At 37.9% G+C, this 26,281-nt stretch carries 23 protein-coding genes and 1 tRNA gene; 14 read left to right on the top strand and 10 right to left on the bottom strand.

Features of this window, described 5'->3' with window-relative positions; translation table 11 throughout:
- Window positions 1-526: 526 nt before the first annotated feature.
- Both ACSQ6I_RS11525 and ACSQ6I_RS11520 read left to right on the top strand, forming a co-directional pair.
- Window positions 527-778 (top strand): hypothetical protein, encoded by a 252-nt coding sequence (locus ACSQ6I_RS11525; RefSeq protein WP_438890473.1) that lies wholly within the window; start codon window positions 527-529, stop codon window positions 776-778.
- A 40-nt stretch (window positions 779-818) separates the two neighbouring features.
- Window positions 819-1,232 (top strand): tetratricopeptide repeat protein, encoded by a 414-nt coding sequence (locus tag ACSQ6I_RS11520; RefSeq protein ID WP_438890472.1) that lies wholly within the window; start codon window positions 819-821, stop codon window positions 1,230-1,232.
- Window positions 1,233-1,242: 10 nt separating this feature from the next.
- Here the strand turns inward: ACSQ6I_RS11520 and ACSQ6I_RS11515 are convergent.
- Window positions 1,243-1,316: transfer RNA gene (locus ACSQ6I_RS11515), tRNA-Val, on the bottom strand.
- Between the two features lie 132 nt (window positions 1,317-1,448).
- Complete coding sequence (locus ACSQ6I_RS11510) at window positions 1,449-3,467, bottom strand: glycoside hydrolase family 10 protein (RefSeq protein WP_438890471.1); 2,019 nt, start codon at window positions 3,465-3,467, stop codon at window positions 1,449-1,451.
- 199 nt (window positions 3,468-3,666) lie between these two features.
- Between ACSQ6I_RS11510 and ACSQ6I_RS11505 the strand changes: the two genes are divergently transcribed.
- The 3 genes from ACSQ6I_RS11505 to ACSQ6I_RS11495 are packed head-to-tail and all read left to right on the top strand — an operon-like array spanning window position 3,667 to window position 6,992.
- Entirely contained in the window at window positions 3,667-4,098 is a 432-nt protein-coding gene (locus tag ACSQ6I_RS11505; RefSeq protein ID WP_438890470.1) for a HEPN domain-containing protein, read from the top strand.
- Window positions 4,099-4,101: 3 nt separating this feature from the next.
- The gene (locus tag ACSQ6I_RS11500; protein WP_438890469.1) at window positions 4,102-5,478 is read left to right on the top strand and encodes a tyrosine-protein kinase family protein; all 1,377 of its coding nucleotides are present in this window, start codon (window positions 4,102-4,104) and stop codon (window positions 5,476-5,478) included.
- A gap of 8 nt (window positions 5,479-5,486) precedes the next feature.
- Window positions 5,487-6,992, top strand: coding sequence for a P-loop ATPase, Sll1717 family (locus ACSQ6I_RS11495; protein ID WP_438890468.1), 1,506 nt, complete (start codon window positions 5,487-5,489; stop codon window positions 6,990-6,992).
- A gap of 113 nt (window positions 6,993-7,105) precedes the next feature.
- Here ACSQ6I_RS11495 and ACSQ6I_RS11490 read toward each other — a convergent pair whose 3' ends face one another.
- Complete coding sequence (locus ACSQ6I_RS11490; RefSeq protein WP_438890467.1) at window positions 7,106-8,503, bottom strand: amidohydrolase; 1,398 nt, start codon at window positions 8,501-8,503, stop codon at window positions 7,106-7,108.
- Window positions 8,504-8,585: 82 nt separating this feature from the next.
- On the opposite strand from ACSQ6I_RS11490, the gene ACSQ6I_RS11485 reads away from it, so the two are divergent.
- Window positions 8,586-9,359 (top strand): cysteine hydrolase family protein, encoded by a 774-nt coding sequence (locus tag ACSQ6I_RS11485; RefSeq protein WP_438890466.1) that lies wholly within the window; start codon window positions 8,586-8,588, stop codon window positions 9,357-9,359.
- Between the two features lie 175 nt (window positions 9,360-9,534).
- On the top strand, window positions 9,535-9,990 hold the full coding sequence (locus ACSQ6I_RS11480; protein WP_438890465.1) for a cupin domain-containing protein: 456 nt from the start codon (window positions 9,535-9,537) through the stop codon (window positions 9,988-9,990).
- A gap of 251 nt (window positions 9,991-10,241) precedes the next feature.
- Here the strand turns inward: ACSQ6I_RS11480 and ACSQ6I_RS11475 are convergent, their stop codons facing one another.
- Complete coding sequence (locus ACSQ6I_RS11475; protein WP_438890464.1) at window positions 10,242-10,439, bottom strand: DUF2811 domain-containing protein; 198 nt, start codon at window positions 10,437-10,439, stop codon at window positions 10,242-10,244.
- Window positions 10,440-10,982: 543 nt separating this feature from the next.
- Window positions 10,983-11,633, bottom strand: coding sequence for a bifunctional phosphoribosyl-AMP cyclohydrolase/phosphoribosyl-ATP diphosphatase HisIE (hisIE, locus tag ACSQ6I_RS11470; protein WP_438890463.1), 651 nt, complete (start codon window positions 11,631-11,633; stop codon window positions 10,983-10,985).
- A gap of 273 nt (window positions 11,634-11,906) precedes the next feature.
- Between hisIE and hemL the strand changes: the two genes are divergently transcribed.
- Window positions 11,907-13,205: a glutamate-1-semialdehyde 2,1-aminomutase gene (hemL, locus tag ACSQ6I_RS11465; RefSeq protein WP_438890462.1), complete on the top strand. Its 1,299-nt coding sequence runs from the start codon at window positions 11,907-11,909 to the stop codon at window positions 13,203-13,205.
- A 78-nt stretch (window positions 13,206-13,283) separates the two neighbouring features.
- Here hemL and ACSQ6I_RS11460 read toward each other — a convergent pair whose 3' ends face one another.
- Window positions 13,284-13,427 (bottom strand): metallothionein, encoded by a 144-nt coding sequence (locus ACSQ6I_RS11460; protein ID WP_438890477.1) that lies wholly within the window; start codon window positions 13,425-13,427, stop codon window positions 13,284-13,286.
- Between the two features lie 559 nt (window positions 13,428-13,986).
- On the opposite strand from ACSQ6I_RS11460, the gene ACSQ6I_RS11455 reads away from it, so the two are divergent.
- Window positions 13,987-15,594: a pentapeptide repeat-containing protein gene (locus ACSQ6I_RS11455; protein WP_438890461.1), complete on the top strand. Its 1,608-nt coding sequence runs from the start codon at window positions 13,987-13,989 to the stop codon at window positions 15,592-15,594.
- Window positions 15,595-15,628: 34 nt separating this feature from the next.
- Here ACSQ6I_RS11455 and ACSQ6I_RS11450 read toward each other — a convergent pair whose 3' ends face one another.
- A complete protein-coding gene (locus tag ACSQ6I_RS11450; protein ID WP_438890460.1) occupies window positions 15,629-16,246 on the bottom strand; it encodes a TetR/AcrR family transcriptional regulator in 618 nt (205 codons plus the stop codon).
- Between the two features lie 220 nt (window positions 16,247-16,466).
- Here ACSQ6I_RS11450 and ACSQ6I_RS11445 point away from each other — a divergent pair, with 220 nt between their 5' ends.
- Both ACSQ6I_RS11445 and devC read left to right on the top strand, forming a co-directional pair.
- A complete protein-coding gene (locus ACSQ6I_RS11445; RefSeq protein ID WP_438890459.1) occupies window positions 16,467-17,657 on the top strand; it encodes an ABC exporter membrane fusion protein in 1,191 nt (396 codons plus the stop codon).
- Window positions 17,658-17,760: 103 nt separating this feature from the next.
- Entirely contained in the window at window positions 17,761-18,936 is a 1,176-nt protein-coding gene (gene devC, locus ACSQ6I_RS11440; RefSeq protein WP_438890458.1) for an ABC transporter permease DevC, read from the top strand.
- Between the two features lie 80 nt (window positions 18,937-19,016).
- Here devC and ACSQ6I_RS11435 read toward each other — a convergent pair whose 3' ends face one another.
- Window positions 19,017-19,847: a squalene/phytoene synthase family protein gene (locus tag ACSQ6I_RS11435; RefSeq protein WP_438890457.1), complete on the bottom strand. Its 831-nt coding sequence runs from the start codon at window positions 19,845-19,847 to the stop codon at window positions 19,017-19,019.
- A 959-nt stretch (window positions 19,848-20,806) separates the two neighbouring features.
- Between ACSQ6I_RS11435 and modA the strand changes: the two genes are divergently transcribed.
- On the top strand, window positions 20,807-21,601 hold the full coding sequence (gene modA, locus ACSQ6I_RS11430) for a molybdate ABC transporter substrate-binding protein (RefSeq protein ID WP_438890456.1): 795 nt from the start codon (window positions 20,807-20,809) through the stop codon (window positions 21,599-21,601).
- Window positions 21,602-21,864: 263 nt separating this feature from the next.
- On the opposite strand, the gene ACSQ6I_RS11425 is transcribed toward modA, so the two are convergent.
- The gene (locus ACSQ6I_RS11425) at window positions 21,865-22,314 is read right to left on the bottom strand and encodes a phosphate-starvation-inducible PsiE family protein (RefSeq protein ID WP_438890455.1); all 450 of its coding nucleotides are present in this window, start codon (window positions 22,312-22,314) and stop codon (window positions 21,865-21,867) included.
- 745 nt (window positions 22,315-23,059) lie between these two features.
- Between ACSQ6I_RS11425 and ACSQ6I_RS11420 the strand changes: the two genes are divergently transcribed.
- Both ACSQ6I_RS11420 and ACSQ6I_RS11415 read left to right on the top strand, forming a co-directional pair.
- Window positions 23,060-23,419, top strand: coding sequence for a hypothetical protein (locus ACSQ6I_RS11420; RefSeq protein ID WP_438890454.1), 360 nt, complete (start codon window positions 23,060-23,062; stop codon window positions 23,417-23,419).
- 360 nt (window positions 23,420-23,779) lie between these two features.
- Window positions 23,780-24,154 (top strand): hypothetical protein, encoded by a 375-nt coding sequence (locus ACSQ6I_RS11415; RefSeq protein ID WP_438890453.1) that lies wholly within the window; start codon window positions 23,780-23,782, stop codon window positions 24,152-24,154.
- 131 nt (window positions 24,155-24,285) lie between these two features.
- Here ACSQ6I_RS11415 and ACSQ6I_RS11410 read toward each other — a convergent pair whose 3' ends face one another.
- Window positions 24,286-26,217 (bottom strand): ABC-F family ATP-binding cassette domain-containing protein, encoded by a 1,932-nt coding sequence (locus tag ACSQ6I_RS11410; protein WP_438890452.1) that lies wholly within the window; start codon window positions 26,215-26,217, stop codon window positions 24,286-24,288.
- Window positions 26,218-26,281 lie beyond the last annotated feature (64 nt).

Here is a 26,281-nt window from a genome sequence, read left to right as displayed (position 1 = left end):
AAAATTCTAATTGAAAGTCACAATTAGATAGTTCGTGACCTATCTGCCTTAAAAATACGAACAATCTGGCTGTACGTATACATTTTACTACTTTTTCTTCTTTCAGTGATAATTCGATGGGAGGATTGCAGACTGAGGGACGCATCTTTACACCAAGGAAAGTATCCTGTTGCCGTAAAAACCGCTATCCAACAGTTAAAAAAGGGTAAGTAAGCCACGTAAAGAACCATCTGTTACTGTTTAATATTCGAGCTTTACTAATACTTTTACTTTTGCTAAGTCTCTGATTTACTCAGCCCTGCTGGGTCTTTTTTCATTGCTTAGTCTAAACTCCAGTGATTATCTTTTGTGTTACTACCTACCTAGATAGCTAATTATCTGACTACTTGATTTTCTCTGAATTGATATGTTACTCTGTATTTATCTTTAATCTACTATTTGTCGATAGACTTGCAGTAGTTAAATTATGGGGTGATAAAACACACTCTTGAAAATCTGAGTTTTTAGTAACTGGAAATCTTCTTTTATGCCAAAAGATTGGTTAGAATTGCACGATTTTGACAATACTAAACCCAAATTACAGCAGCATCTAGAAGCTGAACAAATTTCATCTGAGCAACTGCAAGAATTAGCAACGGTCGGTTTTAAATCAGTTTTGAATTTACGTTCTCCAGATGAAACTGGTTTTCTGGATGATGAACAGCAACAGGCAGAAACTACAGCATTAGAACTGCATCTATCGCATTCAGTGATCATTATCACCAGATTTATTAATTAATAAAGATTCAGTCCAGCTAATTTAGCGTTCACTAATAACTATGAAAAACATAGAAGATTTAAACAGGGAAATAGAAAAGAATCCTAATAACTACAACGCTTATCTACAAAGGGGATTAATCTACATTGAAGACCTAGATGCTGGTGTAGTGCCAAATACAGTATTTTCTTTTAAAGACTACAGCAAAGCTATTGAGATTAATCCAAATTGCGCTAATGCTTATGTTAATCGCGCAGAGATTTATAAGTTTTGGGGAGAGATTTTCGCTGAGTATCAGTCTTCATCCAAAAATCCCGACTGGCTGGTGAAGGCAACATACCACCTAAAAATTGACTTGTCTCAGTGTTATCTAATGGCAATAGCCGATTATACAAAGGCACTCAAAATAAATCCAAATGATGTAGACACACAACAAGCTAGAGCAAGATTGATGCAGAAACTGTTTTTAATTTAGTTTACAAATATGGACGGTATTGGATTCGAACCAACGACCCCATCGATGTCAACGATGTACTCTAACCAACTGAGCTAACCGTCCTTAACTAAGCCTTATCAAAGGTAGCATACTTTTTTCTAAAAAACAAGTCAAACTCTAAATAAACAAAAACTCCGTATCCTCAGACCGATTCCACGAAGTTGCAAAAAATCAAATTAAATTTGTGAATGGACATCAACTCACTGCAATAGTCACACCTGCACTCTCATTTCCCAACCTATCTACTGCACACACTGCATAGGTTCCAGGTTGCACAGTCGCAAAATTAGTACCAGTAGACAAAATTCTTTGAATTATCCAACTATCTCCACTTTGACGGTACAGCGTCCAAGAACGTACAGGTTGATTATCACCTGCTTCCCAATTAAGTCTACCGTTTTGGAATTTTAGTTCTTTGGGGGGAGATGGCGCTATTGTACTTTGCCATGACATAGTAGGAACTATTGCAGGTCTGGAATAATAGGCATTTTTAAATTGGTCAGCAATGCCTTGGCGATTTTCAGTTATGGAACTCATACTGAAGAAGATATTGCCCAAGGAAAGTTTACCTGCTAAGTTGCGAGTAATGATAATCTGCTTTCCTATCTCTTCATTTTTCCAGGCTTTACCGTCTAGTTGTCCAATATTGTTACCTGCGTAAATGTGTCGCTGTTTAGTATTGGCTTCTGTCCACCATTTGAGTAAGACTTCATAACTCTGTTGTGTTTGGTCGGTGCGCCAATAAAGTTGGGGGGCTAAATAATCTATCCAACCTTGCTGTAACCATTTTTTAGAATCAGCATACAGGACATTATAGGCATCTAAGCCCACAATACCTGCTGGTTGTCCAGGACGATAAATACCAAAGGGACTAATCCCAAATTTAACGTGAGATTTGGTTTTTTTAATTCCCTGAGATAGACGTAATACCATTTGATTGACGTTTTCCCGTCGCCAGTCTTCTAAGTTAAGTGTCCCACCGCTTGATTTATAAGCTGCGTAGGTTTTGTTATCGGGGAAAGTTTGACCGGATATGGGATAGGGGTAAAAATAGTCATCCAGATGAATGCCATCTAAATCGTAGCGGCTGACAACATCAATAATGACATTGTAGGCTCTATCTTGAACGATTTTCGCACCTGGGTCCATCCATAATTGATTTCCCCATTGATAAACAACTTCGGGATTAGTTATGGCTATGTGGGGACGGACATTAGACCCGCTTTTGGTGGTAGTTTTGGCGCGGTAGGGGTTGAACCAAGCATGAAGTTCAATATTGCGTTTATGACATTCTGCGATCGCATATTCTAAAGGATCATAAAATGGTTCTGGTGCTTTTCCCTGAGTTCCCGTAATCCACGCACTCCAAGGTTCTAACCCAGAAGCATATAAAGCATCTCCCTCTGGTCGCACCTGCAAAACTAATGCATTAAAATTCAGGGATTGTAATTGTTGGATAATTGCCAAAAGTTCAGCTTTCTGCTGGTCTACAGACAGTCCCGCTTTGGAAGGCCAATCACTATTCCATACAGTTGTTACCCAAGCACCCCGAAACTCGCGGCTATGACTTACCTTGACTGTATTAGTGGGTGTGGAGACAATGTTTGGTGGAACCACAATGTAGTCAGAAGCAATCTTTTCTGCTTTTCCCTGATATACCAAAGCTTGATAGACCATCACAGCCACATCTGCACGAGTAGCAGCTATTTTGGGATTGAGTAATTTGATATTTGGATAACTAGCCACCCAACCTACACGAGATGCGATCGCAATCTGATTTATAGCATAGTTAGGAATAGCGATCGCATCTTGATAAATTTGTGGCAATCCATTCACCAGATCAGCTTCTACCTTAGCAGCAATTTCCAAACCATTAACCATAGCAACTAAGACATCACCCCTAGAAATCCTTTCATTGATACCAAAACGCTTATCAGGATAACCCACCAAAAAACCTGTTTCGTAGACCTTTTTAATAGCATTAATAGCCCAGTGGTTATTGGGGACATCCACAAAAGACACATAATCGCGTTTAACCGATTGAGTAAATACCGCGCCAATAATTGCAGCAAACTCAGCACGAGTCACAGAATTATCAGGGCGAAAAGTACCATCAGGATAGCCATTTAAAATCCGACGTTGCGCCAAAGCCTCAATAAACGGACGCGCCCAATGATTTTGGATATCTGGAAATGTTGTTTTAGTAGATACCATTTTTCCCTACAGCTAGATTAACATCCACTGTTAATTTAGCAATTTTGCAGCTTGAAATTTGAGCTTGCTTAGTAAAAATGCTACTAAGTTTTGATTACAGGTTTTTTATGTCTCCTTACCCTTTACCCTGGCCGTGCAGAAACAGAAAAGAAAAGGGATAGGTGTATAATTCATCAATCAATATTATTAGAGAATAATCATGTCAGAGTCCTTTACACAGGCTGCTGCACGACATTTACAAGATGCAAAGCTATTACTCAATGAACAGCGATTGGATAATGCAGTATATCTTGCGGGTTATGTTGTTGAATGCTCATTTAAGGTATTAGTAGAGGTATATATTCCTAAAGATCAAAAAGCAGCCATAAAATATGGTCATGATTTAACGAAACTTCAAGGTCTGGCAATGGATAGGCTCCGCTTAATGTATCCTGTGCTTGATATGCAACTTTCAACTTCTAGAACTACAGGAACAGTCTTAGATCAGGATCACCCAGAAAGGCGCTACTCTCAATCTGGTCGCTGGAATGATGTTGAAGCAGAAGAAGCAGTGAATAGAGCAGAACAAATTTATAATGAAGTTATTCCTAGACTTGTTTTAGATGGCAAAATATCAAGCGAGAATATTTAAAAGATGACGATTACTTTTAGCGATACTTTTGACAAAGTAGAAGACTGCTTTAAAGAACCTGATATAGAATCAACATTGACAGCAAATCTTGAATCTGTAACCATAATTCGTGATGTTTATGGTAAGATACGACTTTTTTTAGAACCAAAGGCAAATTTTCACCCTGAAAAAACAGATATAAAGAAATTAGAACAATACCTAGAACAAAAACTTGGTTCATACTATGGCAAAGATATATGGTTGCCAGAAGGAGAAAAAGACGGTTATAAAGCTTTAATTGCAGAAATTAAATACTGTAGAATTAATGCTGAGTGGCAAGATAATAATATTGTTCCTAGCTTATATATATTAGAACGCCATATTGCTAAACAAGCATGGACTAACAAAAATTCAGGTGAGCCACCTTGGAAAATAGAACTGGTTGATCAAGGACATAAACCAGCTATTATTACTTTTTTTTCATTTAAAGGTGGTGTAGGTAGAACTACAGCCCTGGTTGCAACGGCACTCACGTTAGCTCGTAATGGACATAGGGTAGCCATAGTAGATTTGGATTTAGAAGCTCCTGGCTTATCCACAATCTTTTTTAAAGATAATTCTGTCGATTTTGGTGTTATTGACTATTTATTAGAGAAAAAGATTCAAAAAAATAATTGGTCTTTAAATACTCATATTGCACAAATTAATAAACAATTATTACTGGGAGATTTTGGAGAATCAATACGTTTAATCCCTGCCGGAATTGTAGATGATAACTACTTAGAAAAATTAGCAAGGCTAGATTTTCAGAATCTGATTGATCATGAATTACCTGATAATTTTCAGGATATGCTTAATGAATTAGAAAGATTAGCTAAACCTCTTGATTTCATCCTACTAGATTCTAGAGCAGGATTTCATGATATTGGAGGATTAGCATTAACAAATCTTTCCCATGCCGCAGTTATATTTGGTAGACAATCTCGTCAAAGTTGGGATGGATTAACTCATGTAATTCATCATTTATCTCGACCAATAGCACCAGAAAAGCGATTGCCGGTATGTTTAGTTCATGCGATGGCTCCTAGTTTGAATGATCCAAGAAGAAATGAGGAAGTGAGAGCATTTAGAGAACAGGCATATCAGATTTTTCAAGAAAAATATTATGATAATGCTGAGGATGTTCCAAATTTTAATGATACTGAAGCATTCTTTACACCTATTGTTATTCCTTTACAAAATGATTTACAAGGAGATATTTCTCTCTTTACTCGTGATGATACTGAGGAAGAAGAATTACGCTTACAAGGTATTGTTAATTTAATGACTAGTCAAGATTATCAAAATCTAGCTGAGAGAATTTGCCGCCTTTTCGGTAAGGAATTGGATAACAGAAATTAGGTAGCCATATGAGTGACTTTAATAAACAAAAACTTCTAGAATTAATGCAAAATATAGCTCCGGGAGCAGCAACAGCAGAGCATGAAAGTGATGATCATATAGATTTTTTGAAAAACTTTCTTCCAGTTCCTGATTATCGCCGAGCATTAGAACCAGATACATTTTTAATATTAGGAGGTCGGGGTGTAGGTAAAACAGAACTATTTCGTTTATTAGCTATTCCATCTGGACGAATTACACTCGTAGAAAATTTAAAAATTAGAGCTTTACCTACCTTAGATAAAACAACATGGATTGCAGCTTTTGGTCGTACCCAGCAAAGAGGTAAAATATTTCCATCCCAGGAAACTATAGAAACTGTAATGCAAAATGCAAATAATCTTGATTGGCGTGCATTTTGGATTGGTTTAATGTTGGGAATCATACTGCGACAAAATAATGAAGCATTAACTAGTAATTGGGCTGAGGTAATACCCCCAGTAACTCGTCAAGCATTACTAAATAATTTATCACTACTTTCAGATTGGTTTCCTCTTGTACGCCAAGAATTAGAAACAATTAATCATGCTCTAGAATTATTAGATGAAAAATTAATTGAAACTGATGAATGGCTATTTATTACTTATGATGAATTAGATAGATTGGTTAGTTCATATAATAAATTAGCTGCACCCATTGGAGAGCTTTTAGCATTTTGGTTAGATAGGTGGCGACGCTGGGAACGAATAAGACCAAAGATTTTTTTACGTACAGACCTTTTTCGAGAAGAGTTTTTAGGTTTTCCTGATGCTTCAAAACTCAAAGCACATCAGATTAATCTAGAATGGAAACATTCATGGTTATATCAATTATTTTTCAAAAGATTAGCAAATTCTGGACAAGAAATGGCAGATTATTTGCAGATTATTCCAAATTTTATTAAAGAAACTAATACAGATTTGGGGATAATGGTAGCTGCGGATGAATCAATTTTTGAATCTATGATTGAAAAAATAATTGGTAAATTCATGGGTGCTAATGCCAGAAAAGGTTACACATATAGATGGATTCCTAATCATCTCCAAGATGCTGGACGTAGAATTGCTCCTCGTTCATTTTTAAATCTGTTTTCATTAGCAGCAAGTCGTAGATTAGAAAAATTAGACGAACAACCTTTACCAGAAACTACATTGCTACATCCTTCAGACTTACAAGGTGCGCTCATGGAAACTTCTAAAGATAGAATTCGAGAGTTAGCACACGAAGAATATCCTTGGTTAGAATCATTGAAAACTAGCTTAAAAGGTCTAAGCGTTCCAATTGAAAAATCCATATTTTTAGAAGCAATAGCTAACACGACTTGGAATGAAAAAGCAGAAAAACTCCCATTCATTACAAAACCAGAAGAAGTTATAGAATATTTATTACAACTGGGAATTATTGAAAGTCTTTCTGAGGAACGTATTAATATGCCGGAAATTTATCTATATGGATTTGAGGTCAAAAGAAAGGGGGGAATTAAACGTCCAAAATAACAGATAAATCACAAATAGCTAACTAGAAGTCCGCTTTTAATAAACGAACTAATGACTTTATGAAAAAAATCTCTCCGCGTACCTCCGCGCTAACCTCAGCGTACCTCTGCGTTTTACAAACCCATCACCTGACGATAATGAACCTCCATTTCCCCTACACTCTTCGACAAGCGTGTTTTTCCCCATTCACTGCGGTTAAATAATTCTTGCCGCAACTCATCAACATTAATAGTCGTAAATTTACCATCAGCAATAATTTGTTTACCATGCACCCAAGCACTATCAACAGCATTAGTAGGACGACCTAAAACTAATAAACCAATGGGATCAGTACGAGGAAGCAATGATAAATTAGTTAAATCATAAAGAACTAAATCAGCTTGTTTGCCGACTGTAAGAGAACCCAGTTGATCATCCATATTTAATCCTTTCGCACCACCTAAAGAAGCCATTTCTACAGCTTCACGGGGAGTAATCCAATATTGATAATCTAATTCAGTAAAATTGTGTAAAATAGAACCAATTTTAATAGCCTCTAACAAATCCTGAGAATCATTACTAGAAGCACCATCACAACCAAAAGTTACATTTACACCACCTTGACGATATTTGAGAATGGGTGCAATACCACTACCTAAACGCAGATTACTTAAAGGATTGTGAACAACTGTAGCTTGAGTTGCGGCGAGAATGTTAATATCAGAGTCGGTTAACCAAACGCAATGAGCTAGAGTTGTGCGATCGCTCAAATAACCAATACGCTGCAAATGTTCAACCGCAGTACAACCATATTTTTCCTGGGCTAGTTTTTCCTGGGCTTTAGTTTCCAGTAAATGCGAGTGACGACAAAGATTGTAACGATTACTTAATTCAACACATCCCGTAAATAAAGCATCACTACACAACTGTATCCCTGTTGGTGCAACTAAAATATTTATCCCCTCATCTGGACGATGAAACAGCCTCACCGCTTCTTCAATAATTACCAAAGTTTCCGCAGTAGAACGAAAATAAGGCTCATGAATTTGGCTTGATTCCCCTGAAGGTATCCCCGCACTGAGAGATTCATCTTGAATCAAAGGGGCAACAAAAGCCCGAATTCCGACTTCTCGATAAGCGCGAACGGCTGTGGCGATAGTTTCTAACTCTTTACCGGGAATTAACACCAAATGATCTACCACACTCGTTCCCCCAGAAAGTAAAGTTTCTACAGCCGTTCCCAAGGCGCTGAGATAAACCTGTTCCGTATCCAAAGGGGCAAACTCATATAAATGTGCTAACCATAACTCTAACGGTAAAGGTGGAATTACTCCCCGTTGCCATTTTTCGGAAGAATGGGTATGGGCGTTAAAAAAACCAGACAGTAACAGTTTATTTTCACCGTTAATTCTTGTACCAATCACATCTAAATTAGAGTCAATAGCGGTGATAATACCATTGACAACTTGCACATCTATAGTCGTGTAACCATCTGTAACTGCAATTACAGCATTTTTAATAGTAAAGTTCATGATTTTAACCTTGATAAAGTAATTTAACTCTCAACTGAATTTCAAGTCACAAAGAAAAAAATTATCTTGGCTGTTGACATTTATGAATCTACCAATTCGGACATTAGGCATTGCACCAAATGCTTGGGAAGTAAATCAGACTTTTGCAGACATTACTCGTCCTCAAAAGACCCCACAACCAGTTATCTTATCAACAGAAACCAAAACCTTGCGCCTTGACTTGGCAAAAGCTGCCATAATTGTCATTGATATGCAAAATGACTTCTGTCATTCTGATGGTTGGTTAGCGCATATTGGTGTAGATATCACCCCAGCACGTCAACCCATTGAACCATTACAAAAATTATTACCAGTACTACGCACTGCTGAAGTGCCTATAATTTGGCTAAATTGGGGAAATCGCCCTGATTTACTCAATATAAGTCCTGCTTTACTACACGTCTATAATCCCACAGGTGAAGGTGTGGGACTGGGTGATCCTCTTCCCAAAAACGGTGCTAAAGTACTTGTAAAAGGTAGTTGGGCAGCAGCAGTAGTAGACGAACTCGAACAGCAACCAGATGATATTTGCGTTGATAAATATCGAATGAGTGGTTTTTGGGATACACCCTTAGATAGTATTCTGCGGAACTTAGGAATAACGACAATATTTTTTACTGGTGTCAACGCTGACCAATGTGTATTAACAACTCTATGTGATGCCAACTTTTTAGGATATGACTGCATTTTAGTCCAAGATTGCACCGCTACAACGTCACCTGAATATTGCTGGCTGGCTACGTTATACAACATTAAACAATGCTTTGGTTTTGTCACAGATTCCTCAGCAATTGCCACAGCGATAAATAATTCGTAATTCGTAATTCGTAATATTTCCTGCGGAAACGCTCCGCGAACGTAATTCGTAATTCGTAATTACCAATCACCCATTACCCATTACCCATTACCCATTACCAATCACCAATCACCAATTACCCATTACCCATTACCCATTACCCATTACCCATTACCCATTACCCATTACCAAATATATGTATACTACTAGTTGTGTCATTCCGGTTATCAAATCTCCCAAAGATTATCAAACATACCGCATAAGTCCCAATGAATCTAATCGGTTAGCAATTATTTTTGATTCGGCAATTGCTAATACTTCCTTAACTTGTTGTGTAGAAATCTTTGATGTGGGTGGACAAACGCCACCAAATCGTCATCAATGGGCATTGGAAATGTTTTTCATCCTCAAAGGAGAAGGAATCGCCATTTGTGATGGAAAAAGTGTACCTATTAAAGCCGGAGATAGTTTATTAGTACCGCCTACAGGTACTCATTTAATTAAAAATACAGGTGATACTCGTCTTTATACACTGACAATCATGGTTCCAAATGAAGACTTTTCTGAACTAATTCGCAGTGGTATACCTGTAGAATTAGACGCGGAAGATATGGCTGTTTTAGGAAGATTAGATCCTTTTAAATTGGTCTAAACTTAAATATTAATGAATCTGAAAAAAAGCTCTGTTGTCTATCAAAAACTTGCCCAGCAGAACTTGAATAAAACAAACTTTCCATACAAGCTGCACCAACTAGTTTCTTAACAGCACCCTGGCTATCACAATTTTAGAACCCTTATAGAGACGTTCCATGGGTAGGGATTCTCGTCTCTATAATCTTTTTCACTTCTATGTCTATTAGTCATAAACACAAAAGGGTGGAAATTTGATTTTAGTATTTCTGTTTAGCACTGGTGAAACAAAGTTTCTAAGTAGATACGTGCAGCGCTGCGATCAGTATCTCCATTTTGGAGTAAAAATAATGATAATGCTGCTGTCAATACTCGGTTTTGATCCCAATCAGGATGGGTTTCTAAGTAGTTGTTTAGGGAGTCATGGAGTGTTTCGGGAATTTCTGTAAAGAGATTAACTGTTGTGTTCATTAAATATTTTCCTTGTATAAGGTTTATCAAGAGATTTTGCTTGCAGTGAAAGTTTTATCCAATTCTTTACCAGATAGATCATATGTACTAATCATTTCAGGTAAACTTACAAAGTTGATGCTAATAGTGGAACGGACTAAAAACGCAAGCCGAATCATTGTGCGCTAAGAGGGGGTAGGTTTGTCAATGCTGCGAAATGTTAAAAAGTAGCAGGGGAAAAATAACTATTGACGGAATAATAAGGATTAGAGCCTAATTTTTGTTATAAAACTCAATAAAATCTCAGTTGCCGACTTTTTTGGTGCTGAAAGGATAAAATCCCCAGTAACTTAGCCAGAGCCTATGATCTCGTTAAACATCTGTGGAAAACAGGTAAAGCTCCTGTGGAAACTCTGTGGAATGAACGAGGATAATAGGAGTGAATGATAAGAATTACAAAAATATCAAGATTTGGTGACAACTGAGCTTAATCAAGTGCAGGGGATAGGGGGTTAATTAACAGCAGGAGAAAAGATTAATATTCCGCTTCATCTTTCCCGGCCTCTATTTCCGACGCTCTTGCAATTTGCGATATACAGCTTTTAAGTCAACTTGATGATGTGCGATCGCAACAAGGGTATGATAAAACAGATCCGCAACTTCACCTGCGATCGCATCAGCATCATCATCTTTACAGGCCATCACAACCTCAGCGCTTTCCTCACCAATCTTTTTCAAAATTTTGTTATCACCACCAGCCAATAACTTACAGGTATAAGAACTTTCATTGGGATGGTCACGGCGATCGCATATGACATCAAATACCTGCGACAACATATCCCCTGGTGGTGGGATAATTTTCCCATCTACTTGATGAAAACAACTACGCTCCCCAGTGTGACAAGCAATATCCCCCAACTGCTCCACTACCACCAATATGGCATCGCTATCACAGTCATAACGAATACTTTGCACCTTTTGAATATGTCCAGAAGTTGCTCCTTTGTGCCACAACTCCTGACGGGAACGGCTCCAAAACCAAGTTTCTCCAGTTTCCAACGTCTTTTGTAAAGACTCCCGATTCATCCACGCCATCATCAAGACAGTACCATCCAGATAATCTTGGACAATGGTCGCCACTAAACCCTTGTCATCGTAGCGAATTTTTTCCACAGGGATAGCAGATTGGAGCGATCTCAGTTCGGGAGAAGACATACCAGCTAATTTACTTTAAATTTAACAATCATTGATGCATTCACGATACCATTCTCAATAGAGCAACTAGCATCTTTTTCATAAAGATCCTGATTAAGTCTCAGATCGTCGAGTCCGCATATCTAATAAGAGTAAGTTTTGATTCGATGTGTATTAAAATTATTGTTATTTTTTTGGTTCAGGCAATCCCATCAGGATAGAAATTTTCTGCAATTTTTGACCCTATCCTAAGATAGAGAAGCTCTTTTTATTCCCCACTTTTGGGAGGAAACCTTGGTAAACACCACAATTAAAACGACAAAATCACAAGAAATATTTGCTGCTGCTCAAAACCTGATGCCAGGGGGAGTAAGTTCTCCAGTTCGCGCTTTCAAATCTGTTGGTGGACAACCCATAGTTTTTGATCGCGTTAACGGAGCCTACATTTGGGATGTAGATGATAACAAATACATTGACTATGTTGGGAGCTGGGGACCCGCTATTTGTGGTCATGCCCATCCAGAAGTGATCACAGCACTGCATACAGCCTTAGAAAAAGGTACTAGCTTTGGCGCACCCTGTGTACTAGAAAATGTTTTAGCAGAAATGGTGATAGATGCAGTTAAAAGCATCGAAATGGTCAGATTTGTCAATTCTGGCACTGAAGCTTGTATGGCCGTACTTCGGTTAATGCGAGCCTTCACCAAACGGGATAAAATCATCAAGTTTGAAGGTTGCTATCACGGACACGCTGATATGTTCCTGGTCAAAGCAGGTTCTGGTGTAGCTACACTTGGCTTACCCGATTCACCAGGAGTTCCCAAAGCTGCAACTAGCGATACATTAACAGCTCCTTATAATGATTTGGAAGCTGTCAAAGCCTTATTTGAGGAAAACCCCAACCAGATAGCTGGCGTAATTCTCGAACCAGTAGTTGGTAATGCTGGCTTTATTACTCCTGATGCTGGCTTCTTAGAAGGATTGCGGGAGCTTACCCACGAGCATGGGGCCTTACTCGTATTTGATGAAGTAATGACTGGCTTCCGTATTGCCTATGGTGGCGCTCAAGAAAAATTTGGCATCACTCCAGATTTGACAACACTCGGTAAAATTATCGGTGGTGGCTTGCCAGTGGGAGCTTATGGTGGTCGCCGCGATATCATGTCGATGGTTGCACCTGCTGGCCCTGTATATCAAGCTGGGACTCTTTCTGGTAATCCCCTAGCAATGACTGCTGGAATCAAGACACTGGAATTGCTGCAAAAACCCGGTACTTATGATTCTCTAGAACAGATGACTCAGAAGCTAACCAATGGGTTGCTTAAAATTGCTCAAGAAACGGGTCATGCAGTCTGCGGTGGTAATATCAGCGCCATGTTTGGTTTATTTTTCACCGCCGGGCCAGTCCATAATTATGAGGATGCGAAAAAAGCAGATACAGCCAAGTTCGGGCGGTTCCATCGTGGAATGTTAGAGCATGGTATTTACTTAGCACCATCTCAGTTTGAAGCTGGGTTCACTTCTTTAGCTCATACAGATGGAGATATTGAGCAGACGTTAGCCGCTGCAAGAGATGTGATGTCTAGTCTGTAATAGGGAACAGGAAACTCTTAACAGGGAATGAGTTTTCTTTCCTGTTAAGAGTTCCCTAACCCCAGGCCGCAGCACTACTTAACAGCCACATCCATTATGACCACAGCCTTTGATGGTTTGATGACCCTCTGCACAACCATCAGAACAATAGTATTTATCGTCTTTGAGAATAGCGCTTTCTAATGAAACAACGCACAAGCAGCTCGGACAGGCGCATTTCATTTGGTTTACGGTTGTCATAATAATTTCTCCATTTCGTTGTTGAAAATAATAATATAACATATGAACAGCAATTCATATGTTATAGAAAAAAATTCAAACTACAATTTAAGATCGGCTGTATACGGAAATCATCATGATACTAGTTACACATTAATTTTGTATAATTAATAATTTAGTTTTTCAGTATTTTTACATAAAAATATTGGAGATAATAGCTTGATTTTAGTGAGATAATAGTTAGGAGAAAAAAAATTAGTTTTAGCTGATAGTTTGTTTTAAGCCCTGTCCATGTTGAAACCTGGAGTTTTTAAGGAAAGTATATTATTCGTTTGTGGGTTAAGTTATGAGCTTTACCCTTATTCCAAAAAACTATGGCTTTCAAAGTAGATGCTGTTTAAATACTTTACTATAACCTTAATTAGCATCATGTATAAATTTAAGAACTCTTTAAAAACTAGTTTTCAGCAGAAATTACCTGACAAAATTGCAATTTACTCTCAATAATAGAATCAGAGTCTAATTTCCTACATCACTTCGTTGTGCAGCGAGTTAAAAGTGCATGAGCTATTGCTTCAATCCTACCTGTTCCCATCCTAAAAATGTGGCATCTAGTCCAAGATGCCAATCTTGTGACTCGCCACTAACGTTGCGTGGTAAATGTGGTCAATATCGAGTGTATAAACCTTTAGGACAGGGAGGTTTCGGAGCCACATTTTTAGCTAGAAATGAAGCTTTGCCAGGAGAACCAAGTTGTGTGATTAAGCAGCTGCGTCCTTCAGGAACAGCTCCACACATATTACAAATGGCACGAGAACTGTTTGAGAGGGAAGCCAAAACTTTGGGTCAAATTGGCAATCATCCGCAAATACCACGGCTATTGGACTATTTTGAAGAGGAAAAACAATTTTATTTAGTTCAAGAATATATCAGTGGTGCTACTCTCCAACAGGAAGTAAGAAAAACTGGACTCTATAGCGAAGCCGGAGTCAAACAGTTCTTGAGTGAGATCCTGCCATTGCTGCAATACATCCATGAGCTAAAGGTGATTCACCGTGATATCAAACCAGCTAACTTAATTCGCCGCTCTCAAGATGCCAGACTAGTACTGATTGATTTTGGGGCTGTCAAAAACCAAGTCACCCAAGTAGCTGCCGAGCAATCAGGACAGACAGCATTGACAGCTTATGCAATTGGTACTCCTGGTTTTGCCCCTCCAGAGCAAATGGCTATGCGTCCGGTTTACTCTAGTGATATCTATGCTCTAGGAGTGACGTGCATTTATCTTCTGACTGCCAAAACTCCTAAAGATTTGCCATACAATCCCACAACGGGTGAAATCATGTGGGAGCAGCTTGTAGATGTGAGTCCACATTTAACAAGTGTGTTGAAAAAAATGTTAGAGGTTTCAGTCCGCAATCGCTACCATTCGGCCCCAGATGTTCTCAGAGCATTGGAGATAGAACCATATTTAGATAGTTTAGCAAAGGGGTTAATAGTTCAATCTGATGTTGATGTTAAAGAATCAGTAAACAATAAGTCAGATAATTCTAGTGCTTTGTCTACTCATCCTGGTTCTAATACTCATGGTATAGCGGAAGTAGCAGCGGCAATCCGTGCTAGACGCGCTAAGTCATCGGAAACAACTGGATTACGAACTGGGCGGATTCAGCAGAAAAAATTAATCTCTAAATCTCCTGATATAGTTAACACTGATATTAATAATTCTCAAGCTGGCCGCAAATTAAATTCTCAAACTCTACTCCAAGCATATGTGAAGGGAAGACGGGATTTTGCTTCGTACAACATCAGTATGTTGAGCTTACAAGGTGCTGATTTATCGGGAACTAATTTCCATCACGCTCAATTAAAACAAACTAATCTCCAAGGTGCAAATCTCGAAAATACTGATTTTGGCAGAGCTAGTCTGATGCACGCGAATTTGAGGGATGCTAATTTGACTAAAGCTTACTTAAGTCATGCTGATTTAGAAGGGGCTGATCTCAGAGGTGCTGATCTTAGTTATGCTTATATGAGTCAGGCCAATCTCCGGGGGGCTAATTTATGCGGTGCTAATCTCACCGGTGCTAAAGTTACTGATCAACAAATAGCACTAGCTAAGACGAATTGGTTGACAGTCCGCCCCAATGGGAAACGTGGATTTTTGTAATCTTTATTATTGTTTGAATTATTATTATTTGAAATTATTTTTGGGCTGAGTTAACGATTAAATGGGTTAAAGCATCAATCAAGCGATCGCTCTCCATCGGGATAATATCCTCGCCATATAAAACTTTTTGAGTGATCGCAAAATGAGCTAACGAACCAATTAAGATTCTGGCTGTTGCCTCTGGATCGGGTATTTTCAATTCTGGATGTGATCCTAAGTATTGACTAATAGTCTCAATAGCTGGTTTGGCAATAGAACGGATAAAAACTTGCGCTAGTTCTGGAAATCGCACAGATTCACCAATCAGCACTCGCTCAAATGCTAAATATTCTGGATCTGTGGTCATTTGCTCTAAAGCGGTTTTCGCCAAACTCCGTAGAACTACATAGGGTTCTCCCACCAGGGGATGTTGACCAAAAATTGACTGAAACCGTTTTCTGGCTAGTCGTTCTATCAAGGCGCTGAAAAGTCCAACTTTATCTTGAAAGTGGCTGTATACCGTTGCTTTGGAAACTCCCGCTGCTTCAGCAACCCGATCCATGCTAGTCCCTGCGTAACCCTGTTTTAAGAACTCCCCCATTGCTCCTTGGAGAATCTTTTCTACTTTATCTGAATGCCCTCGCTCTATCCCCCCAATTTTTGGGCGTACCATATTTTACTAATATCCTTTTTTGTCAACAATTCTATATAAAGGAAGACTGCCTAGTTGACTTAACTAGTCCTTCTAGCCTACAGTTTAAAACTAAACGGTTTAGTTTTTTGTGTAGATCAAAAATATTTTTCTCAAGTGCAAACTTCTACCTTAATACTCCTCGATTAAGCAATTTGCATTTTCATGAACAAATTTTGAATCGCTTAAAAGGTATGCTATTGTGCAGAACCCCAAGCTACAAGGTTCATTATCTTCTCACGCGCTGATTTGGCTACCAATTACTATATCTATAATTGCCTCATTCACCGTTGTAGGCATTGGTACATTTACTGTCATGCGATTGAGAGATAAAGCCCAAGATGCAGTAATGCCGGTAGTAATCATACCCGAACTGAAAACAGTTACAGCTTTGGGACGGATTGAACCGCAAGGACAAGTGATTAAACTCTCATCTGGATCTAGTGAAGGTAGTCGGATAGAAAAGTTATTGGTGCAAGAAGGAGAGAGGGTAAAAGAAGGACAGATAATTGCTATTTTAGACAATCACGATCGCTTGCAAGCTGCATTACAAGAAGCTGAGGAAGAAGTCAAAGTAGCCAAAGCTAATTTATCCCGCATTCAAGCTGGTGCAAAACGTGGAGAAATTGCCACTCAACAAGCAACTATTGCCCGTTTGACAGCCGAAAACCAAGGGAATATTGATACTCAGACTACGACTATTGCCCGCTTGCAAGCTGAGTTAATCAATGCGAAATCAGAAAACCAACGTTATCAGGAACTATATGCCGAAGGGGCAATTTCAGCCTCTCAACTTGATAGTAAACGCCTAACTCTAGAAACTGCCCAAAAGAGTCTGCAAGCTGCACAAGCAGAGTTAAATAGTCTCTATTTAACAGGCCAACAACGAATCAAAGAAGCGATCGCTACATTAGATCAAATTGCAGAAGTGCGTCCAGTTGATGTAGTCGCAGCCAAAGCTGAAATTGGTCGGACTCAAGCAGTAGTGAACAAAGCAAAAGCTAATCTTCAACAAGCTTACGTGCGATCGCCCCAAAATGGACAGGTATTTGAAATTCACACCCGTCCTGGAGAATTAATATCAAATAATGGCATTGCCGATATTGGGCAAACTAGTCAAATGTACGCGGTTGCCGAAGTTTACGAAAGCGATATTAAAAAATTAAATCCAGGGCAACAGGTACGGGTATCTGGTGATGTTCTACCGATGGAATTACAGGGGACAGTGGAACGGATAGGTTTACAGGTACAGCGGCAGAATGCTATCAATACTGACCCTTCTACCAATATTGACAACAGGGTGATCAAAGTCCATATCCGACTAGATCCAGCTTCGAGTCAGAAAGCTGCCAATTTAACCAATATGCAAGTCAAGGTAGTAATTGAACTTTAGGAAGAAGGAGTCAGAAGTCAGGAGTCAGGAGTTCAGGAGTCAGAAGAAAGATAAATAATCTCCCCAGTTCTCAGTAACCAGTCCTCAGTCCTTCATTTCTAATATGATACGAATACTTCAACAGTTGCGACGACGGACACCTTTGGGGTGGTTGCAACTAAGTCATGATAAAAGTCGCTTGCTGGTAGCGTTATCAGGTATTGCCTTTGCTGACATTCTCATGTTTATGCAACTGGGTTTTCAAACTGCACTCTATGACAGCAACACTAGGCTACATCGCAGTTTGCACGCGGACATTATTTTAACTAGTCCCCAAACCCGTAACCTGCAAAGTATGTCTACCTTTTCTCGACGGAGACTATACCAAGCAATGGATATACCAGGGGTGCAATCAGCAGAAGCAATTTACCTCAATGTCATCACCTGGAAAAATCCCCAAACTCGTAAAGAAACAGCAGTATTGGGAATCGGCTTTAATCCCAATAGACCAGTTTTTGATTTACCAGAAGTCAATCAACAATTAGCTGCAATTAAACTACCAGATACAGTTTTATTTGATCGGGGTGCAAGGGGAGATTATCAAAAAGCGATCGCACAGATTGACCAAGGTAAAACCGTTACGACTGAAATTGATGGACGCACCATTACTGTCGGTGGGTTATTTAAAATAGGTGCTTCTTTTGGCACAGATGGCAGCTTAATTACTAGTGATCAGAACTTATTACGGTTAGTTCCCAAACGTCCATCTAGCAGTGTCAGTCTTGGTTTGGTGAAAATTAAACCAGGCTATGACTCGCAACAAGTAGCCAAAAACTTGAGAATGTATCTTACAGATGATGTGAGAGTATTAACCCATGCAGAATTTATTGAATTTGAGAACAATTTTTGGAGAACTAACTCACCCATTGGATTTATTTTCAGTTTAGGTGTCTCAATGGGGTTTGTGGTGGGGGTAATTATTGTTTATCAAATTCTCTCTGCCGATGTCAATGCCCATCTACGTGAATATGCTACCCTTAAAGCCATTGGCTATCGAAATTATTACCTGTTAATTGTGATATTTGAAGAAGCATTAATTTTGGCTATTCTAGGCTTCATGCCGGGTTTAGCCGTGTCCTTGGGACTTTACCAATTGACCAGGCAAGCGACCAACTTACCAGTATACATGACGATAATTCGTGGTATGCAAGTTTTAGTGCTGACAATTACCATGTGTGCAATTTCTGGTGCGATCGCAACTCGTAAACTCCAAGCCGCTGATCCTGCCGATATGTTTTGATATCAATCTTCCAGAACTCTTGTAAAGACGTTGTATGCAACGTCTCTACTTTGTCACCAGATGTTTATTTTCTCAGACGATTAACTAGCTTTGACATTGACATCCATCAGGTTTTCAATCAAAGCATAAACATCACTACGGCTGAGTTTTTCCTTGCCACTAGCCAAAGCATCAAGAGTACCATGAGCTAAAGCCAGAGGAATTTGGCAGAACTGTAAAGCCGGCCCCGCAGGAAGAGAACTAGTATAAGCATTTGCCAAAGCCAAATTACGACGTGCATATTGTTGGAGATCGTCGTTATTCCAACCATCTGGGAAAAAGTCTACCCCACGGGTTAAATCTTCAGTATTATTACGTAAAATATTCACCGCTTGTAAACCCCTTCCAAACCCAATCGCTTGAGTCCGGTTAGTTTCCGTGCCATCGTACCAAGACCATAAATCTGATAGTAACAAGCCCACTGCACCTGCCACCCCAAATGTATAACGATCTAAATCAGATTCTGTTGCAATTTTCCAGTTTATTTCTGCCCAATCAGCCATCCTATCTGCCATTGCTGCTGTTGCATCCCAAATTCGAGGAGCAATACTTTCTGGTGCTAAAATTGACCATTCTCTGACCCGGAGACTGACTTCTGCTAAAGAATCTTCATATCCACGAAATCCTAGAGAAAACGCATCTACAGCAAAACCATCAACCCCAGCTTGTAAAGTGTGGCTAATACTTCGCAACAAATGTGACTTGGTTGCATTATCCAATTCTGGATGATCTTCAATTTCATCAATAGCACGCATACACAAGTAGGCTGATGCAACAGCTTCTTGCAACCCTGACGGTAAAGTACTTATTGGAATATAAAAAGTTCGGCTAGTTTCTCTGAGGATTTGCAATGCATCTCCACGTAAATCCATTTGTTCATTCCCCTCTTGATTTTCACACCACATGAATGTCGGTTTTTCTGATGATAGTGGATTTAGTTCCTACTAAATAATCTTAAAAACTATCTAGTATTTCATCTAAAAATTAATAGTTTATGGTATTGCAATTAACAAAAAGCTCAAATTTCACTGAATTCTAGTCTAGTATATAGGGTTTTGGTAACAACAACCTTCTACTGTGATGTTTGGTCTAGGTAATCTTCAGTTTGTTTGGAGAAAAAATTAAGTAAAATATAGGTATAAAATAATTAGGGTCAAAAAAACAATAGATATACTAACAGTACTTACGCAACTGACTTGCTTTGTAGGGTGCGTCAGACTTCATAAATCCTGCAAATAAACAGATATTTGATATTTGATGCACCATAAAATAGATGTTTGGTGTGACACTTGCCTAAGTCCTAACTAAGAATGTTCCATATTTCGGATTTGCATAATGATAGCAACTACGCATTATTGACACGCTAACATAAAAAAAGCCGCTTGAGCGGATAAAATCGACTCCAAAACTTAAAATCAAAGATATTTACCAAACTAGTTGGTAAGGTTGCTCTACCAACTTCAATATCAATTCATACTTATTGTAAACCACGTCTACTTTGAAACCAATAGTTTTTTCTTAATCGGGTTTTGTTCCTAAATCCTATACTCTTCCCTGTTAAGAGTTCCCTTTTGAAAAACTCCAGTTCTCAACTTGGACGAGGTTTAACAATAACAGGTGCAAAATTTGGACAAAACTTATTCACCGACTTAGTTGGTAAAAATTACTTTATACCCAGCAATAAAAATAAATTGTATTCTACAATACATCTTTCAGAATGTAGATATGCAAATATTTACCAACTTAAACGGTAAACATCTGAATAACATTACAAAGACTCTATTGAGTATCACTTCTCATGAAACGAAAGTTCTCAAACAAGCTTTTTTCAATGAAAAGAAGATGGTTGATGATATCAATTGTGACAGCATTGACTACAGTACTAATAACAATTGGCTTACCAAGACTAATTTCAGCCCCTGTAGTAGCACAATCCAATACAAACTTGCTGGTATCTGCTGCGGCAAGTCTGCAAGATGTACTAAAAGAAATTCAGCCCCTCTACCAACAAAATCAGCCAAACATCAACATTAATTATAACTTTGGTAGTTCTGGTGCTTTGCAACAACAAATTGAGCAAGGGGCCCCTGCGGATATATTTATCTCTGCTGCGAAAAAACAAGTAGATGCTTTAGAGCAAAAAAATCTTTTAATTCCTGGTACTCGTACCATCATCGCTAAAAACAGGCTTGTGTTGGTTGTACCAGCTAATTCTTCTGGTGTAACCAGCTTTTACAATCTTAAAGATGCAAAAGTTAAAAAAATCGCTATTGGTGAACCTAGAAGCGTACCTGCTGGACAATATGCACAACAAGTTTTGGAAAAATTGAAACTCTGGACACAGATCAATTCAAAACTGGTTTATGCTAATAACGTGCGCCAAGTTCTAGCATCTGTAGAAACTGGAAACGCTGACGCAGGTTTAGTTTATACTACTGATGCAAAAATTTCCAAAAACGTAAAAGTTGTAGTTGCTGCTGACGAAAAATATCACTCTGCAATTATTTATCCTTTAGCAGTCCTTAAACGTAGTAAAAATGTTGATGCAGCTAAGAATTTTTCCCAATTTTTATCTAGCGATCAAGCTAAAGCTATATTCAAAAAAAATGGGTTTATTCTACCTTAGTCATAGCTAAATATCAACAATTTTTTACAGATTAAATATTCCTGTATATTTCATAAATGCAGGAATATTAAGTAAACAAGATTAATTTAATTGAGCAATTTACAATACAGCGACATGAGAGGCCGTTTATAAACAATTATGAAGGTTAGAATTGATGTGTTTCTATATTACATGAATCATACTTTTAATAATGTGATGATTGCATTTTCAGTATTCACATTTTTTTAGAAACAGCCTCTAATTATACAAATTAAAGATAATGCTTAATCTTCGCTAACTTTGATATTTCCAAATGATTTAGATATCCAAGGAATAGTGATAAAAATCCCTGCTAATACTAATAGAAATACAGAAATTCCAAAAATTTGATCACGCGGAATTTCTAGCACACCTCGTAGAATAATTTCTCGTAAAGCAGAAACAATAGTAATTTCTACTGCTGCACCGACAGAGATGCTATGTTCTTGAATGTAATCAACTAACAGTCTAAATAATTCAACAAGTATCAAGATAAACAAAATATCAGATGTTACTTGCCGTAAATCAAGTGGATGCAAAAATGAGAAAAACATATCTCCTAATCTGATTAACATCACACAGAATAGGCTGACGCATAGAGAAATAACAATAATATCTTGGAAAATTTCTAAATTGCGGACAATTCTATCTCGCTGAAACCAACTATTAACTTCTACAAGAATGCGTTTTGGCATAATCACTCCAGTATATTTATGTTGATTTATTTTATCTATGCTAATCAATAATATTAAATTAAAATTTGAAATTACAATGTTTATCTAGAGCATTAATCAAATTTAATTAAATTATTTAAACAGGAAACAAAAACTAGAGACTAAACTATATAGAGTTATTTATGCATCAAGTACAGAAGGGAGATAATGGTATGGAAAGTGGACTGGAATAGTCCACCTTTAACAGAAGCTCAGATGATGAAAAGTTCACGCTGTAGGGTTATAGATGCGATCGCTTGTAGAACCCTGTAGAACCTCGCAGGAGGTGCGCGTTCCACCGCAAACAGGTTAAAAATCCTGAACATATTTACATGATGTGATGTGGAAAAAAATGCTAAATCTCAAATATTCAATCTCTCAGGCTCTTACTCTCTGTGCCTCTGCGCCTCTGCGTGAGACAAAATCATATGTTGTCGTAACGCGATCGCCCCAGTTTGAATCATATAGGTGCATTTCAGCAATGTGTGTTGCACCTCTGCATTTAAAATTGGCTAAAAATTTATATATTTACCAATTAATTTGGTAAATAGTAGTAAAAAATACAGTTTTCCCCAGAAAATTCAGTTTTGATGATTTCTATAACGCACCGTTAACAACGAAGAGTTTTCAGGTGTAAGTGAAAATATTTTCAACAATTGATGGTTTGTAGAACTGAAAAAGTTCTTTATCCTGGTTGCACTATTATGCACCAGTCATGGAGAGAATTATGATTACTGAAGAAAAATTAGCCGATAACTTTAACACCATTATTGAAGAAATGCACCCGCGAGTATGGGAATTACTACGACACTGTTATGTGAAAGTAATAACTCCTTACTTAACGCGTTCTTGTGTTACTCCTGTGCAGTATATTGGCATTTACTGTCCTCATGAAATTGTTGCATCTCTAGTAGTTGAAAAAGATTTACTCAGAGAAGTAGCAAAATATTTAGGACTACCTGAAGTTGTTTGCTTAAATGCTACCAAATTACTGCGAGATCCTTTATCAAAGCTAAAAACAGCTTATCCTCATTTGTGGTTAGAACTTATGTGGATTACCACAGAAACACAAGAATACAGTTCTTAAATATCAGAACTTACACAACTGGAATATTAGTAGGGTGCGTCAGATGTCGAAAATCTATTGATAATAACCAATTTATATATCTGACGCACCGCACCTGCAAAAGATATTAAATGTGACTCTTACGTAAGTCCTCAACTTATTGGCAATTACCACAAAACTTAATGTAGTTTTGTATCTAACTTGCTAAGAAAATATGTGGAAAATTGATGTGCAGGACATACGAATTATATAAACATTCGTATGGGAGTGAACGGTTGTCACTTTGGAAAATCTTAACATCTGACGTAACTCACTAATTGATCATGCGGAATTATTTAGATTACGTCAGTCTCTTGTTCTTTTGAAAAAGGACGAAATCCCATGACTAAACCATATCTATCTCCAGATGATTTGCCTTCTTATAAAACTACACAAATCAGTGAATTATTGCTCAGTCAACTAGAAGAAGTCACTAAAAAGCGATTTTTCCTAGCTTGTAATAGTATGGTACGCATTTTATTATCTAGTTGCCATTGGTATTTCAAAGTCAATAGCGGTATTTTGATGTTAATCATGGTTTGTCATAATATTGAAAGTTACCAGAACATCATGACTACTGTTCCCTACTTAGCCGAAACGTTAAAACGGTTTGCTAACACAGCTAAAATTAGTATTAGTTCACCAGTTAATAACGGTATCCCTTGGGTAATTAGTATAGACAAAACTTGGACTGGTGAAGAGTTACCCAATACGTAAATAATCAGAAAAATTGAATGCTGATTTAGCGACATAGAAAATCTTCCTGATAGCGTTTTTTATCGCCAAATCTGTAGGGGCGGGGTTTCCCCGTCCTTGATTGTATTGTATGCGGAAGAGAATCGCTATATTTAAGAATCCATTTCCGCTAATTCTAACCAGCGTTCTGTCGCTACATCAATCGCCTTTTTGAGTGTTTCCACCTGTTCATAAAGCTTTTGAACTTGGGTATAATTGCCAGGAGAAACAGTTACTAGTGCTTTTTCTGCGGCTGTTTTTTCATCTTCTAATTTGGCAATTTTACCTTCTAACTGTTCAAATTCTTTTGTTTCCCAATTAGATAATCTCCGTCGCTTTTTAGTTTCGGTTTCTGGTTCTGAAAATGTAGATTTTTCTTCAGTGCTATTTTTGGGCTTTTCTGTAGTATTAGCTATTTCTTGTTGTGCGGCTTCTTCAGCTTTTTTGTAATCTAAATAAACTGAGTAGTTACCAGGATATTGCTTGAAATTACCACCGGGTTCGAGCGCAAATACAGTATCTATGGTGCGATCTAAAAAGTAGCGGTCATGGGAAACTACAATTACACATCCAGAAAAATCTTCTAAATATTCTTCTAATACCGCTAATGTTTGCACATCTAAATCATTAGTTGGTTCATCTAAAATCAAGACATTAGGCGCACTGATAAGTAAGCGTAATAGAAATAACCGCCGTTTTTCACCACCAGAAAGTTTATTAATTGGCGCATATTGCTGACTTCCAGGAAACAAAAACCTCTCTAACATTTGAGAAGCAGTAATTTTAGTACCGTCAGCTATTTGAATAAATTCTCCTTCTTCTTTGATGTAATCAATTACCCGTTGATTTTCATTTAATTCCGTGAGTAATTCTTCAGAATGTTGGTCAAAATAACCAATGTGAATTGTACTACCAATTTCTACAGTCCCGGAGTCTGGCTGAACTTGTCCGGTGATGATATTCATTAAAGTTGATTTACCTGCACCATTAGCACCAATAATGCCAATGCGATCTTCGGGACTAAATTCGTAGGTGAAATTATTAATTAAAATTCGGTCATCGTAAGATTTACTAATGTTATTGAGTTCAATAACTTTTTTGCCAATCCGACGACTAACTGTAGAAATATCAACTTTACCTTGAACTTGTTTAAACTCAGTATCACGCAGTGCATGAGCGCGATCAATTCTGGCTTTTTGTTTTGTACTTCTGGCTTTGGGACCCCGTTTGAGCCATTCTAATTCGCGCCGCAATACACCTTGATGTTTCCGTTGACTGCTGACAGCAGATTCTTCAGCTAAAGCCTTCTTTTCGAGATAATAGGAATAGTTACCTGAATAAGTGTAGATATCACCTCTATCAATTTCGATGATTCTATTAGTAACTCTATCTAGAAAATAGCGGTCGTGGGTAATTAAGAAAAGTGCGCCACGATAGCGACTTAAATAAGTTTGTAACCATTCTACAGATAGTGCATCAAGATGGTTTGTTGGCTCATCCATGAGCAATACATCTGGTTCTGCTAATAACGCTGTTGCTAGTGCAATCCGCTTACGATAGCCTCCAGATAAAGTACCAACTTTAACATCAAAATCAGCAATTCCTAATTTAGTGAGAATGATTTTGGCATTAGTTTCTAGTTCCCATGCACCAGTTGAGTCCATTTTCTGCATTACCGCAGAGAAACGAGACATTAGCTGACTATCTTCTGAATGATGAGCTAATTTATCAGAAAGTTCTTCGTACTCCTTTACTAAAGCCATCTGTTCACCACTGTCAGCAAATACTTGTTCTAAAACAGTGCGATTTTCATCTACGTTTGGCTGTTGGGGTAAGTAGATAATTTTAGAACCAGAGTTAACTAAAATTTGACCACTATCAACTGATTCTAACCCTGCAATCATTTTTAATAATGTTGATTTACCGGAACCATTGGTACCAATTAGACCAACTTTATCTGTGATATCAAGGCTAAAACTCGCATCTTTTAAAACTTCTTTGATACCAAAGTCTTTTTTAACTGATTGTAAAGTGATAATACTCATAAAATTTTAATCATTAGTTATTAGTTATTTGGTGGGCAATGCCCACCCAAGGTCGCAGTTGATT

This window comes from Anabaena sp. WFMT, from assembly GCF_051781005.1.
Taxonomy (GTDB): Bacteria; Cyanobacteriota; Cyanobacteriia; order Cyanobacteriales; family Nostocaceae; genus Anabaena.
The sequence above is the reverse complement of the archived record's forward strand: the minus strand, read 5'-3'. Positions and strand labels throughout refer to the sequence as shown.

Bases quoted from the DNA above. Each gene is read 5' to 3' on its own strand.
- ACSQ6I_RS11525 (WP_438890473.1), top strand. From the start codon at position 527: ATGCCAAAAGATTGGTTAGAATTGCACGATTTTGACAATACTAAACCC.
- ACSQ6I_RS11520 (WP_438890472.1), top strand. From the start codon at position 819: ATGAAAAACATAGAAGATTTAAACAGGGAAATAGAAAAGAATCCTAAT.
- ACSQ6I_RS11510 (WP_438890471.1), bottom strand. From the start codon at position 3,467: ATGGTATCTACTAAAACAACATTTCCAGATATCCAAAATCATTGGGCG.
- ACSQ6I_RS11505 (WP_438890470.1), top strand. From the start codon at position 3,667: ATGTCAGAGTCCTTTACACAGGCTGCTGCACGACATTTACAAGATGCA.
- ACSQ6I_RS11500 (WP_438890469.1), top strand. From the start codon at position 4,102: ATGACGATTACTTTTAGCGATACTTTTGACAAAGTAGAAGACTGCTTT.
- ACSQ6I_RS11495 (WP_438890468.1), top strand. From the start codon at position 5,487: ATGAGTGACTTTAATAAACAAAAACTTCTAGAATTAATGCAAAATATA.
- ACSQ6I_RS11490 (WP_438890467.1), bottom strand. From the start codon at position 8,503: ATGAACTTTACTATTAAAAATGCTGTAATTGCAGTTACAGATGGTTAC.
- ACSQ6I_RS11485 (WP_438890466.1), top strand. From the start codon at position 8,586: ATGAATCTACCAATTCGGACATTAGGCATTGCACCAAATGCTTGGGAA.
- ACSQ6I_RS11480 (WP_438890465.1), top strand. From the start codon at position 9,535: ATGTATACTACTAGTTGTGTCATTCCGGTTATCAAATCTCCCAAAGAT.
- ACSQ6I_RS11475 (WP_438890464.1), bottom strand. From the start codon at position 10,439: ATGAACACAACAGTTAATCTCTTTACAGAAATTCCCGAAACACTCCAT.
- hisIE (WP_438890463.1), bottom strand. From the start codon at position 11,633: ATGTCTTCTCCCGAACTGAGATCGCTCCAATCTGCTATCCCTGTGGAA.
- ACSQ6I_RS11460 (WP_438890477.1), bottom strand. From the start codon at position 13,427: ATGAAATGCGCCTGTCCGAGCTGCTTGTGCGTTGTTTCATTAGAAAGC.
- ACSQ6I_RS11455 (WP_438890461.1), top strand. From the start codon at position 13,987: ATGAGCTATTGCTTCAATCCTACCTGTTCCCATCCTAAAAATGTGGCA.
- ACSQ6I_RS11450 (WP_438890460.1), bottom strand. From the start codon at position 16,246: ATGGTACGCCCAAAAATTGGGGGGATAGAGCGAGGGCATTCAGATAAA.
- devC (WP_438890458.1), top strand. From the start codon at position 17,761: ATGATACGAATACTTCAACAGTTGCGACGACGGACACCTTTGGGGTGG.
- ACSQ6I_RS11435 (WP_438890457.1), bottom strand. From the start codon at position 19,847: ATGGATTTACGTGGAGATGCATTGCAAATCCTCAGAGAAACTAGCCGA.
- modA (WP_438890456.1), top strand. From the start codon at position 20,807: ATGAAAAGAAGATGGTTGATGATATCAATTGTGACAGCATTGACTACA.
- ACSQ6I_RS11425 (WP_438890455.1), bottom strand. From the start codon at position 22,314: ATGCCAAAACGCATTCTTGTAGAAGTTAATAGTTGGTTTCAGCGAGAT.
- ACSQ6I_RS11420 (WP_438890454.1), top strand. From the start codon at position 23,060: ATGATTACTGAAGAAAAATTAGCCGATAACTTTAACACCATTATTGAA.
- ACSQ6I_RS11415 (WP_438890453.1), top strand. From the start codon at position 23,780: ATGACTAAACCATATCTATCTCCAGATGATTTGCCTTCTTATAAAACT.
- ACSQ6I_RS11410 (WP_438890452.1), bottom strand. From the start codon at position 26,217: ATGAGTATTATCACTTTACAATCAGTTAAAAAAGACTTTGGTATCAAA.